Source organism: Cuneatibacter caecimuris (assembly GCF_004216775.1).
GTDB classification, from domain to species: domain Bacteria; phylum Bacillota; class Clostridia; order Lachnospirales; family Lachnospiraceae; genus Cuneatibacter; species Cuneatibacter caecimuris.
Genome location: NZ_SGXF01000010.1, coordinates 91,940 through 103,334, shown reverse-complemented (window position 1 = coordinate 103,334; position 11,395 = coordinate 91,940). Strand labels below are relative to the sequence as shown.

The window sequence follows — 11,395 nt, the reverse complement described above, 5'->3', positions numbered from 1 at the left end:
GTCTGTGCACGTCAACTATTGAAACCGCCGTGTACCGAACGGTATGCACGGTGGTGTGAGAGGACGGGAGTTAATCACTCCCTCCTACTCGATTGTTGCATTTGAAGTATGGGGGCAGCGCCTTGCGCGGACTGTTCCGACATGATATACTTACCATAGAAATTCACAGGACAGAATGATCGTGTGCAGAAGTCAGAAAAATAAAGAGGCTGTATAAAATGAATATTAATGAACAGAGATTGTGGAATCAGCTGGAAGAGCTTGGGAAGATCGGCCGGCAGGAAGATGGAAGCATTACCAGATTCCCCTTTACAATGGAAGACCGCCAGGCAGAAGAACTGATTGCCGGTTACATGAAAGACGCCGGTTTGGAAGTATCCCGCGACGCGGCGGGAAATTTGATCGGAAGATGGGCAGGCGCTGAACCAGAAGCAAATGCTGTGATTTGTGGTTCCCATTATGATACCGTACAAAACGGCGGGAGATTTGACGGAAGCCTGGGCGTTTTGGGAGGGATTGAAGCGGTCAGGCAGCTTCGGGAAGAAGGATTTCGCCCCAGAAGGCCTGTACTAGTGATCGGGTTTAAGGATGAAGAAGGAAACCGTTTCGGGTACGGCATGGTGGGAAGTAAGTCCGTCTGTGGTTTTAGCAGCAAAGATGGTCTGCAGAGCAAAGATCAGGCGGGGTTTTCCCTTTATGAAGCAATGAAAGAAGCAGGGCTGCAGCCTGACCGGCTGGAATCCTGCCGTATCCCCAATATACGCTGCATGCTGGAACTGCATATTGAACAGGGCCGTGTTCTGGAAAACAGTAATTGTTCTGTGGGGATTGTTACTGGAATTGCAGGCCTGATCCGTCATATGGTTACAATTTATGGAGAAAGCGGACATTCCGGGGCAACGCCCATGGAAGGGAGAAAGGACCCGGCAGTTCAGATGTCCCGGTGGATACTCAGGATTACAGAACTGGCAGAAGCCCATGAAAATTGCGTGGCAACTGTAGGCAGTATCAAAACTTTTCCGGGACAGTGCAACATCATCTGCAGCCATGTGACATTTTCCCTGGATCTTCGCTGCACGGATGACAAGTATATTCAATATGTGCTGGACGAGATGCACTGTTTTGAAAAGCAACATTCCATGAAAGTTCAGTATCGGTTGGACCAGCAGCTGCCTGCGGCCCCCTGCGACCGGAATTTACAGATGAAAATGGAGGAAATCTGCAGAGAGAACCACATTTCTCACAGGCATTTCATGAGCGGAGCAGGACATGACGCAATGAATTTCAGGGGATTATGTCCAATCGGTATGATTTTTGTGCCATCTATGAATGGATATTCCCACAGAAAGGAAGAATTTACTTCTATGGAAGATTGCGGCAGGGGCGTTTTCGTGCTGAAAGAGATGCTGAGGTCTGAGGCTGAGGCTGCAAAACAGTAATTTTTATACTTTTTTTATAAATAGTTTACAAGTAAGGAAAAAGCGTTTATGATAGAAGGTAAATAAAACAAAAGGAGCAGAGATTATGGAAAAGATCAACCAGTTTTTCAAAATCAAAGAGCGAAAAACCAATCTCAGGACGGAAATCATTGCCGGTATCACCACCTTTATGACTATGGCCTATATTCTTGTCGTCCAGCCGGCCCTGATCGTAGGCAACGCCGGCACGATCACGGATGTGAACGGCGTTGTGATCTCAAAAGAAGCCATTATGGTTACCTGTGCCCTTGTCAGCGCCGTCATTACGATGTTCATGGCGGTGTATGCGAACCTGCCGTTTGCGCTGGCTACCGGCATGGGGAGCAACGCGCTGTTTGGCGGAATGCTGATCGCCGGAGAAATTTCATTTGGCGGCATTATGTCTATGACGCTGATTTCCGGACTTATATTCCTGATATTGACCATCTTTGGCATTCGGGATCTGATTGTGAAAACGATACCCAAAAATATCAAGGTGGCCATTGGAGTGGCCATCGGCTTTTATATCGCCTACCTGGGCTTTAAAAACAGTGGAATCGGAACTTTTGCCAATGGTATTTCCGCCGGAGATTTCACCCAGCCTTCTGTATACCTGGCAGTTTTCGGATTGATCCTGATCGCAGTTCTGAATGCAAAAAAGGTGACAGGCGCGATTCTTATCGGCATTGTGGTTGTAACGCTGCTGGGGATTCCTTTTGGAGTGACAACTCTGCCGGATACGATATTCAAGGTGCCTGATTTTAAGGGCTTGGGCAATGTGATGTTCCAGTTCGACTGGAAATCTGTGCTGACCTTCAGCGCGGTTCCCCTGATCTTTACCGCGTTCTGCGGAGACTTTTTCTCCACCCTGGGAACGATTCTGGGCGTGGGCGCGAAGGCCGGAATGCTGGACAAGGACGGCAATTTCCCGGATATTCAGAAGCCGTTTCTGGTGGATGCCATCGGTACCTGTGTGGGCGCCTGCACCGGTAATACTGTGATCACCACCTATGTTGAGTCCAGCGCAGGCGTAGAGGCAGGCGGCCGGACCGGATTTTCCAGCATTGTCACAGCAGTGCTGTTTTTGATCATGATCTTTTTGTCCCCGCTGGTGCTGATTATTCCCAACGCGGCCACCGGCCCGGCCCTGATTTTCGTGGGATTTCTGATGATCCAGGGTGTTACCAACATTGACTTTTCTGATTTCACAGAAGCGTTCGGCCCGTTTGTCATGATTATGTTTACCATTTTCATCGGCTCCATCGCCGGCGGTATCTCTGCAGGGATTATTGCTCATGTGCTGATCAAAGTGCTGACAGGCAGGTTCAAAGACCTGCATCCGTTCCTGTATATTTTATGTGTTCCCCTGATTCTGTACTTCATTTTCTGATAAGGAGAATTTATGAAAATTAAACCGAAAAATAAAAAGGCGCTGCTGAAAGCGGCTCTGGGAGAAATTGAATCTGATCTTCTGATCAAAAATGTTCAGCTGGTCAACGTGATTACCGGTGAAATTTATCCGGCAAATGTTTTTGTATACGATGGAATGATCGCCCATGTGGAATACCGCGATCTGTCTTTGGATACTGACAGGGCCAAAGAAGTGATCGACGCCCAGGGGAAATACCTGATTCCAGGCTTTATCGATGCGCATGAGCATATCGAAAGCTCCATGATGACGCCCAGGAATTTTGCCCGCTGTGTGATCCCGCACGGAACCACCACAGTGGTGACTGACCCCCATGAAATTGCCAATGTATGCGGGATGGAAGGCGTCCGCTATATGCACGAGGCTTCTGAGGGGCTTCCCATGCGCCAGCTGATCGACATACCCAGCTGCGTCCCCTCTGTTCCGGGTCTGGAACATGCGGGAGCAGTGTTTACAGCGAAAGAAGTGGAGGAACTTTCTCATTTGGACAGAGCCATAGGGCTGGCGGAAGTGATGGATTTCCTGGCGGTCATTCACGGCGAGGACAGGATGATGGATATCCTGGATGTGATGGACCGGCAGGGCCGTTATCTGCAGGGACATGCTCCCTATCTGTCCGGCCGCATGCTTTCCGCCTATCTCTGCGGCGGGCCGTCCACCTGCCATGAGACCAGGGATTCTTCGGAGGCTCTGGAGAAGCTGAGAAACGGGATGTATGTGGATGCAAGGGATTCTTCCATCACCAAAAACGTGAAAGCTATCTGGGAAGGCGTCAAAGATGTACGCTTTTTTGACCGCCTCTGTTTCTGCACAGACGACAGAGAGGCGGACGATATCCTGCATAACGGCCATATGAATGACGTGACCAGGGCGGCGATTTCTTATGGGATGGATCCGGTGGCTGCGATCAAGAGCACTACTTATAATACAGCTCAGGAAATTCATATTGAGAATCTGGGAGCCATCGCTCCGGGCTATGCGGCCGATATGCTGCTGGTGGAGGACCTCAGAGAATTGAAGCCGTCCCATGTGTTCTTTGGAGGAAAGCTGGTGGCAAAGGACGGGGAACTTTTGGAATCCATTGAAGAGAAATCTTATCCGTTAGAGCAGGAAAACACCATGTTTGTCAGAGAACTGTCCGCAGATGATTTCAGAATTAAGGCTCCGGTGGAAAACGGAACCGTTCAGGTCAACTGTATGGTGTACAAAGATCTGCTTTTATCATCCACTTTACTGGAGACCATCCAGCTTCCGGTGAAGGACGGCGCGGTCCTCCTGGATGATCCCGACCTGAAGTATGTGGCTGTAGTGAACCGCCACCAGGGACATGATACCATTGGACTTGGGATTGTAAAAGGGTTCGGGACAAACTGCGGAGCCCTGGCGTCCACGGTTTCCCATGACTGCCACAATCTGACTGTCGTTTATGATACGCCTGAAAACGCGCTGGCGGCGGCTCAGGCACTGGTCAGCTGCGGCGGAGGCATGAGCGCGGTGAAGGATCAAAAGCTGCTGCATGTTCTTGAGCTCCCTCTGGCAGGCCTGATGTCTCTGAAACCGGCAGGGGAGCTGGCGGAGGACAGCAGGAAGATGAAACAGGCTAACTATGAGCTAGGACTGACGGGCATGGAAAACCCTTTGCTCCGCATTGTAACGCTGGCGCTGCCGGTGATCCCCAATGTGAAAATGTCCGACTTGGGCATGATTGATGTGAACCGGAAAGAAATTATTCCGACGTTTGCAGAAAAATAAAATGTAGGAAAACGAGAGCCCGGAAAGCTGCAGCCGAGAATTTCCGGGCTCTTATTCTGCTGCTGCCGTGAGGCTGTTTTCAGAACGGTGATTGAGCCTTGCATTGGCTGGGGAAATATGCTAAAATAACTACCATAAAAATTTTTAAATCTGATAGATTTTGGAGGACCCATGAAAATATTGATTCGAGGCGGCCGGGTTTTGGACCCGGCTACAGGAACGGATGCAGTGATGGATTTGTTCCTGGAAAATGGAAGGATCAGCAAGCGGGGTACAGATCTGCAGGAAGCAGCTGAACGGGTGATCAACGCGTCCGGCTGCTATGTGCTGCCCGGATTAATTGACCTGCATGTGCACCTCAGGGAGCCTGGTCTGGAACATAAAGAAACAATCCGTACAGGCGGTGAGGCGGCGGCCCGAGGCGGTTTTACCACAATCTGCCCCATGCCTAATACAAAACCTGCCACCGACAGCCCGGAGATGATCGGGTATGTGCGGGAAAAGGCTGAGACGGACGCGCCGGTCCATGTGCTTCCCTATGGGGCTGTGACGGCGGGCCAGAAGGGGGAGAAGCTGGCGGATATCGCCGGAATGGCAAAGGCAGGGGCTGTGGGGATCAGCGAGGACGGAAAGTCAGTGATGAATTCCGCGCTGTACCGGAAAGGGATGCGGGAGGCCGCAAAGGCCGGCATTCCTGTGATGGCGCACTGTGAGGATATCGACCTGGTGGAAGGCGGCTGCATCAATGACGGCGAAAAATCCAGGGAACTGGGCCTGCCGGGCATCAGCAATTCTGTGGAAGATGTAATTACTGCCAGGGATATTCTCCTGGCGAAAGAGACCGGGGCCAGGCTCCATCTCTGCCATGTTTCCACTGCAGACAGCGTGAAGATGATCCGGGAGGCGAAAAGAGAAGGGCTGCAGGTGACGGCTGAGGTCTGCCCCCACCATTTTACGCTGACAGAGGATGATATTCCGTCTGCGGACAGCAATTTTAAAATGAATCCTCCGGTGCGCGGGGAGGCGGACCGCCAGGCGCTGATCGGCGGGCTGCAGGACGGGACCATAGACGCGATCGCAACAGACCATGCGCCCCACCATGCGGATGAGAAGGCAAAGCCCATTACAGAAGCGCCCTTTGGAATTGTGGGCAGTGAAACCGCCGTAGCCCTGACCATCACCCAGCTGGTGGAGCCGGGGATTTTGACTCCCATGCAGATGGCGGAACGGATGAGTCTGGCTCCGGCGCGGATTCTGGGCATTGACAAAGGCAGCCTGGAAGAAGGTAAATGCGCGGATGTGACGGTGATCGACCCTGCGGCGGAGTATGTGATCGATCCTTCCCAATTTGCTTCCAAAGGGAAGAATACCCCGTTTGCAGGCTGGAAAGTCCGGGGAAAAGTGGTGGCTACCATTGTGGACGGCAATGTGGTCTACCAGGCATAAATACCATATCGGAGGAACAGACAGATGATTAACGAATTAGTGAAAAAGATACAGAAACTGCAGGCGCCCGTAGTGGTGGGGCTGGACCCCATGCTGTCCTATGTGCCGGAACAGGTTCAGAAAAAAGCTTTTGCTGAGTACGGAGAGACCCTGGAAGGCGCTGGGGAGGCAATCTGGCAGTTTAATAAAGAAATTGTTGACAAGACCTGGGATCTGATCCCGGCAGTGAAGCCGCAGATCGCCATGTATGAGCAGTTCGGCGTGCCCGGTGTGGAAGCCTTCCGGAAAACAGTGGAATACTGTAAGAGTAAGGGGCTGGTGGTGATCGGAGATGTGAAGCGGGGCGACATCGGATCCACTTCAGCCGCTTACGCGGCGGGACATCTCGGAAACGTTCAGGTGGGAAACAGCCGTTTGACCGCTTTCGGTGAAGATTTTGCTACCGTGAATCCCTATCTGGGCACAGACGGGATCAAACCGTTTATTGATGTCTGCAAAGAAGAGAACAAAGGCCTGTTTATCCTTGTAAAGACTTCCAACCCTTCTTCCGGCGAGTTCCAGGACAGGCTGATCGACGGCCGCCCGCTGTATGAGTGGGTCGGAGAAAAAGTGGCCCAGTGGGGTGAAACGCACATGGGAGAAAGCTACAGCTATATCGGCGCTGTGGTAGGCGCGACTTATCCGGAAATGGGAAAAGTGCTGCGCCGGGTGATGCCGAAGTCTTATATCCTGGTGCCCGGCTATGGCGCGCAGGGGGGAAAAGCCGCGGATCTGAAGCCTTATTTCAATGAGGACGGCCTTGGCGCCATCGTGAATTCCTCCCGTGGTATTATCGCCGCTTATAAACAGGAGAAATACGCGCATATTGGAGCTGCGAACTTCGGTGACGCTTCCAGAGCGGCAGTAGAAGACATGATTGCGGATATCAACAGTATTTTCTAAGGATGGGCGGAATATGAGCAAATGTAAAATGCAGGCAGAGGTGCTGCGTCAAACGCAGCTGACAGAAGATATATTCGATCTCTGGATCAAAGCTCCGCAGATCGCGGAGGAGGCGAAGGCAGGACAGTTTGTGTCTCTGTATACAAAGGACGGGGCCCATCTGCTGCCCAGACCCATCAGCATCTGTGAGACAGACAGGGAAACGGGGTCGCTGCGTCTGGTTTACCGTATTGCCGGCTATGGCACCGGCGAGTTTTCCGGATACCGTCCGGGAGATTTTGTGGAGGCCATGGGCCCTCTGGGCAACGGCTTTCCCCTGAAGAACAAAAAGGCAATGCTGATCGGCGGCGGCATCGGGATTCCGCCGATGCTGGAATTGGCGAAGGAACTGGACGGGGAGAAGGAGATCGTGGCAGGATACCGGGATGTACTCTTTCTTACGGAAGATCTGGAAGCCCAGGGCAGGCTGACGGTGGCGACAGAAGACGGCAGCGCGGGCACCAGGGGAAATGTGCTGGACGCCATACGGGAGAAGGACATTCAGGCAGAGGTGATCTATGCCTGCGGCCCCACCCCCATGCTCCGCGCCGTCAAAGCCTATGCGGCAGAAAAAGGCATAGAGTGCTGGCTTTCCCTGGAAGAGAGGATGGCCTGCGGCGTTGGGGCTTGTCTGGCCTGCGTCTGCAAATCGAAAGAAGTGGATTCTCATTCTCATGTGCACAACAAGAGGGTTTGCAAGGACGGCCCTGTGTTCGAGGCAGGGGAGGTGGAACTGTGAGGAAGATCAATACAGAAGTGAATCTGGCGGGCGTGAAGCTGAAAAACCCAGTGATGGTGGCTTCCGGGACTTTTGGCTCCGGAGAGGAATACAGCGAGTTCGTGGATCTGAACCGGTTGGGCGCAGTGGTGACCAAAGGGGTGGCCAACGTCCCCTGGCCGGGAAATCCCACGCCCAGAGTGGCGGAGACCTGCGGGGGGATGCTGAATGCCATTGGCCTGCAGAATCCCGGGATAGATGTATTTGTGCAGAGAGATATTCCGTTCCTGCAGCAGTTTGATACAGTGAAGATTGTCAATGTCTGCGGCAGGACGGAGGAAGACTACCTGGAGGTGGTGGAGCGGCTGGGCGATCAGCCGGTGGACCTTCTGGAAATCAATATTTCCTGCCCCAATGTAAAGGAAGGGGGCATTGCCTTCGGCCAGGACCCGAAAGCAGTGGAAGCCATCACAAAAGCAGTGAAAGCAAAGGCAAAGCAGCCTGTGATCATGAAACTCAGCCCCAATGTGACGGATATTACCGTGATGGCGAAAGCGGCGGAGGCAGGGGGCGCTGACGTGCTTTCCATGATCAATACCCTGACCGGGATGAAGATTGACGTTAACCGCAGGACCTTTGCCCTGGCGAATAAAACAGGAGGCCTGTCCGGCCCGGCGGTGAAGCCGGTTGCAGTGAGGATGGTATATCAGGCGGCCCGGGCGGTGAAAATACCCATTATCGGCATGGGCGGCATCGCAACGGCGGAAGACGCCCTGGAGTTTATACTGGCGGGCGCTTCGGCAGTGTCGGTGGGGACCGCGAACTTTTATAATCCCTGCGCTACAGTGGAGATTATAGAAGGCATCGAAGAATATATGCAGAAGAATGAGATTCCGCGCCTGACGGATCTGGTGGGCGCTGTGAGATAAAATTTAAAAATTATTTGAGGTTAAGAATAAGCTGCCTATTGAAAATAATGGGGGCTTATTTTTTTATTACAGTACCTTTTATTAAGTAATATATAATTTTTGGCGTATACTCAGCCTAGAAAATGCTGAAAAAAGTCGAAATATGTCAGGATACGGTTTGACAATATTAAAAAACAAGAAATAATATCTAAAAAGTATTGACTTTTCTCGAAATAGAGAGTAAACTATAATCAAAAACAGGACGTGATCAAATCTTAAAATTGGGGTGATACCAATGGGGGACTTTTTGCAGTAAAGTAATGACTTAATTGTCTAATACAACTGAAAAGGAGAATGGGATATGAAGAAGAACTATAGCTTATTTATTATTTCGCTTATTGCAACCTTTTTATTTTCTGTGGTTTGTTTAGCCTCTTCTGATAATAATGTATATGAAGGGAAAATAAGAGATGGGATACCAGAGAAAATGGAGGAGGTTTCGACTGATTTAAATGAGGCTATATTAAGAAATCCGTTGTTTTATATTACAGATAATAGTATTCGTCTTGACGCGGAGGTGGGAACAGGTGAAAGTTTAGTTCCAATTAGTTTGTCAGGAAAAATCTTTAAATCTCAACAGTATAAGGGGTCGTATACAATCAAGGCTATTGATGATTCTAATCACTTTGAGGTGATGAATTTCCAGATTATTAAAAAATTGTTGCCTGAAGAGTTACTGATTCCAGACAATACTAGAATGACTTCCACCCTGCTACTGTATTTAAAAGAATTAAGTACTGGCAAGGTAGTCCTTTTTGAATTACCACTTGAAGATTTGCAAATTGATTTGTTTGGTGAAATTGAGGAAGATATTATTCCGGGGCTTTCAGACCCTGTCGAGGAACACTGGTGGTTAAATTATTTTTCTCCTTCTTCTGCAGCTATTATTGAACCGCGAGCTGTAGGGGCTGCAACAAGGGTGGTTACTTCATATCATGGAGTATACCGTTATACTATGACAATTAAATTAAACGTTGAGGCGAAAAATTATCCAAGCAGTAATATTTCGTTTGGAACGTCAATGGCGTCCAACTTGACAGTTGTTAGTCAGACCTATTATTATAACAATACATATCAAGGGAATGGGGATTATTTAAGTATTTATAATTGTATTGGTGAGATGGCTTTGAATGGAAGTAAAGATTATATTTTTACTGGTGGTTTTGGAAGTAAAAGTACAGAAACAAGCGGTGGATTTGTTGCATCTGCATCTTTTAATATAAGTTTAGGTGCATTTGGTATGAGCATCGCGTGGTCACCGTATGAAACGGTAACAAATTTGAGTGGCTCTTTTAATTTCGCTGGTAAGAATAATTCTGTAAATGGGGTTCAGATACCGTTACGACAGCCTCTTACAGCAGCAAATGATTCCTATTATATCAATTTGGATAATGTTTATAGAAATTCTTCTGGAGGCGGAGTTAGAAGCGTTACTGCAAAATATTCCTTTGATGTGGGGTATCAGGGAGCGAGTGGGCCCAGAGAAAGTTTTGTGATGACTGCAACTACAAATTATCAATGATGTAGAGAGGGACTTTAGTCTCTCTCTTATAAAATAGGGGAGGAGAATTATGAAAACTAAAATTTTAACTGTTGTTCTGATCATCGGATGCATATCTTTAGCCATTCTTTTTCAAGTGAACTATAACAAAATTTTACAGGATAAATCAGATAAAGCAAACGATATACAAATAACCTATGACCTTTTTAAAAATTCATTTCACAGCGCCGCAGTTTCTTATGAAAACAAGGATCTGGAAAATGCCTGGATAAGCTATGGAGAAGCGAAATATCTTGCTTCCCAAGTGGTAAAAAATATAAGGCCGTTATTAGGTGAGAAGGAACAATGCGATTTGGACAGGATTCTGTATCATATATCGTCTCGATGGTGGGCGGCAAGGGAAAACTGGTCGTCATATTCAGCTGAGACCAGCGAATATCTTTGGAAAGTAGATTCGTGGTTTCAGAAGGAAGAACAAAGTTCCCCTTTTTCATTGGAAATGTATAACTTTCAGTCATATCTTTCAGAGGAAACGGAGGAGTAGCTATGATGCAGGCGGAAAAAAAGAACAAAATAAAGAAGATATTGTTTATAATACTATGTCTGTTGTTTGTGGTCCTGGTTTTTATGGCAGGGTTAAGTCTGTGGAGAGTAAACAATATAAAGAAGGAACAGAGAGCGCAGGTATATAGAGATTATGATGAATTTCGCGGCTTATTTAATCAGGCTGCGGTGAGTTACCAGTCTAAGAAAACAGAAGACGCGGGATATTTTTTCATGCAGGCATTACAATGCAGTACCCAAATTCGTAAGACAGCAAAAAAATGTAAGACTGACGGAGAAAATAATGATTTAGAGGATATCATGGGGCAGATTTATTTGGCAGTTCATTTTTCTGAGGGAAAATGGAGTGAATATTCAACGGACACAGAGTATCTTTTGAATTTGGCAAACTTATGGTTTGCCGAATCGAATCATGAAGATCCATTCCAGATATATTTTCTGGATTTTCCGCCGATCTACTGATTTATTTGTTTTAATTCCAATGAAATACTTGCGGATTGCTGATTGAAAATAGATATTAAATATGTTAAAATTGGGGATGAATATTTTTATGGGATTCTTCCCCAATTTTTATAGTTA

At 48.5% G+C, this 11,395-nt stretch carries 10 protein-coding genes; all 10 read left to right on the top strand.

What is annotated here, in order from left to right; translation table 11 throughout:
* Positions 1-218: 218 nt before the first annotated feature.
* The 10 genes from EV209_RS16060 (at position 219) to EV209_RS16015 (ending at position 11,278) form a co-directional block, all read left to right on the top strand.
* Complete coding sequence (locus EV209_RS16060) at positions 219-1,439, top strand: M20 family metallo-hydrolase (RefSeq protein WP_130436457.1); 1,221 nt, start codon at positions 219-221, stop codon at positions 1,437-1,439.
* A gap of 85 nt (positions 1,440-1,524) precedes the next feature.
* Positions 1,525-2,847 (top strand): NCS2 family permease, encoded by a 1,323-nt coding sequence (locus EV209_RS16055; RefSeq protein ID WP_130436456.1) that lies wholly within the window; start codon positions 1,525-1,527, stop codon positions 2,845-2,847.
* Positions 2,848-2,859: 12 nt separating this feature from the next.
* Positions 2,860-4,638, top strand: a complete 1,779-nt coding sequence (gene ade / locus EV209_RS16050; protein WP_130436455.1) for an adenine deaminase — start codon at positions 2,860-2,862, stop codon at positions 4,636-4,638.
* Positions 4,639-4,809: 171 nt separating this feature from the next.
* Entirely contained in the window at positions 4,810-6,084 is a 1,275-nt protein-coding gene (locus tag EV209_RS16045) for a dihydroorotase (protein WP_130436454.1), read from the top strand.
* Between the two features lie 24 nt (positions 6,085-6,108).
* Positions 6,109-7,026, top strand: coding sequence for an orotidine-5'-phosphate decarboxylase (gene pyrF / locus EV209_RS16040; protein ID WP_130436453.1), 918 nt, complete (start codon positions 6,109-6,111; stop codon positions 7,024-7,026).
* 13 nt (positions 7,027-7,039) lie between these two features.
* Positions 7,040-7,804, top strand: coding sequence for a dihydroorotate dehydrogenase electron transfer subunit (locus EV209_RS16035; protein ID WP_130436452.1), 765 nt, complete (start codon positions 7,040-7,042; stop codon positions 7,802-7,804).
* A gap of 5 nt (positions 7,805-7,809) precedes the next feature.
* Positions 7,810-8,712, top strand: coding sequence for a dihydroorotate dehydrogenase (locus EV209_RS16030; protein ID WP_130436462.1), 903 nt, complete (start codon positions 7,810-7,812; stop codon positions 8,710-8,712).
* A gap of 340 nt (positions 8,713-9,052) precedes the next feature.
* Positions 9,053-10,273 carry a hypothetical protein gene (locus EV209_RS16025; RefSeq protein ID WP_130436451.1) on the top strand — a complete coding sequence of 407 codons (1,221 nt, stop codon included), beginning with the start codon at positions 9,053-9,055 and terminating at the stop codon, positions 10,271-10,273.
* 49 nt (positions 10,274-10,322) lie between these two features.
* A complete protein-coding gene (locus EV209_RS16020) occupies positions 10,323-10,796 on the top strand; it encodes a hypothetical protein (RefSeq protein ID WP_130436450.1) in 474 nt (157 codons plus the stop codon).
* 2 nt (positions 10,797-10,798) lie between these two features.
* A complete protein-coding gene (locus EV209_RS16015; RefSeq protein WP_130436449.1) occupies positions 10,799-11,278 on the top strand; it encodes a hypothetical protein in 480 nt (159 codons plus the stop codon).
* Positions 11,279-11,395 lie beyond the last annotated feature (117 nt).